The organism is Eilatimonas milleporae (genome assembly GCF_003688555.1).
GTDB lineage: Bacteria > Pseudomonadota > Alphaproteobacteria > Sphingomonadales > Kordiimonadaceae > Eilatimonas > Eilatimonas milleporae.
In genome coordinates this window covers 1-1,653 of record NZ_REFR01000008.1, presented here as the reverse complement: position 1 = coordinate 1,653, position 1,653 = coordinate 1, and the positions used below count along the sequence as shown (strand labels likewise).

Genomic DNA, 1,653 nt, shown 5'->3' with positions numbered 1-1,653 from the left:
TGTAGGCTCATAAGCTCTCAAGCGCAGGCGTATTGCGGCTATCTTCACCATTGCCAGAAAGGTGGAGCCCAGTTTGTCATATCGGGTTGCAATACGCCTGAAGTATTTGAGCTTATTGAAGAACCGCTCAACGGCATTGTGGTCTTTCTACAGGAATGGACTGAAGCAGACTGGATCTTTGCGGTTGGAACGGGGCGGTATGTTGGCCCAGGCCCCTTGCTCCATAACCATGGATCGCAGCCAATCAGCATCATAGGCTTTGTCTGCGAGAACCATTTGCCCGTCCCTCAAGTCATTTAACAGCTCAGCGGCCGCCACAGAATCATGGGTTTGGCCCGGTGTGATGGACAACCGGACCGGCAAGCCGTTTTCGTCCGTTACAGCATGGATTTTCGTTGTAAGACCGCCCCGGCTTCGTCCAAGACATCGATCTGGGTGGCTTTTTTTAAAGTGGCTGCGGAGTGATGGACCCGGACACTCGTTCCATCAATCATCCGTACATCACCACCGTAAGCATCTGTGATTGCGTCCATAATCTGGCCCCAGATGCCCGCTTTCATCCAGCGGCGGAAGCGATTATAGCAGGTCCTTGGTGGCCCATAGCGCCCAAGTAAATCCGCCCAAGGGGCGCCTATCATCAACGCGCGGTACGCCCCGCGATTTCTGTGGCAGGACCGGCCCAATCACCGACCATTCAAAGTCTGTTAGATCATATCGATGGACCAAAACTCACTCCCTAAGCATCTCAAGGGACTGAAGCACCAAACTGCGTATGAGGGAAGCCCGTTTATGAGTAGTCTACGGCTTAAACACCTTCATAACCAATAGCAGACGGTTGCGGTGAGTTGGAGAGCGGCGAGGAAGTTCTGCGCGAGCTTGTCGTATCGGGTTGCGATGCGTCGGAAGTCCTTGAGCCGGCTAAACATGCGTTCGATGGCATTGCGGTAGCGGTAGAGGAAGGGCGAGAAGCAGGGCTTCCAACGGCGGTTGCGCTTGGGCGGGATGTTTGGTGCGACCCCGCGCGTCTCGATTTGGCGGCACAAGCGATCGCTGTCATAGCTCTTGTCGGCGTGGAGCAGCCCGGTGGCGGGCATCTGTGCGATCAAGGCCTCCGCAGCGGTGCAGTCAGCCATATTACCAGGCGTCAGCATGAAGGCGACCGGCCAACAGTCCCCATCACTCAGCGCATGGATCTTGGTGGTGCGCCCGCCGCGACTGCGGCCGATGGCTTGGGCGCGCACGCCCCTTTACCGCCGGCAGCACAGCGATGGGCGCGTACCGCCGAACTGTCGATCAACAGCACCACCGGCGGGCCGTCCTCGACCGCCAGCGCGTGGAAAGTCTCCGCCCACACCCCCTTCGCCGCCCAACGCACAAAGCGGTTGTAGAGCGTCTTGTGCGGGCCATACAGATCACGCGGCGCGTCCCGCCAGCGGCCGCCGCTCTGCAGAACATGCACGATCCCGGAGATCACCCGGCGGTCGTCAACCCGTGCAACGCCCCGCGTGTCCCTCGGCAGATGCGGCGAAATCCGCGCGAACTGCGCCTCCGAAAACCAGAAAAAGCCATCCCTCATCAACAAACTCCTTCATCCAGGAGCTTGAATCACAAAAAGGCCCCACCGTGAACCCTATTTATGGGTCCTGAGCCTAG

Annotated in this window: 1 protein-coding gene and 1 pseudogene; both read right to left on the bottom strand. The window is 58.4% G+C overall.

The features are described from left to right. Positions 1–726: pseudogene (locus tag BXY39_RS00905) on the bottom strand (IS5 family transposase); the annotation flags it as partial. Positions 727–815: 89 nt separating this feature from the next. Then, positions 816–1,576, bottom strand: a protein-coding gene (locus BXY39_RS00900; RefSeq protein WP_121936964.1) for an IS5 family transposase whose coding sequence is annotated in 2 segments (ribosomal slippage) — positions 816–1,240 and positions 1,240–1,576 — 762 coding nt in all. Because the reading frame shifts where the segments join, the coding sequence is not laid out codon by codon here. Between the last annotated feature and the right edge of the window lie 77 nt (positions 1,577–1,653).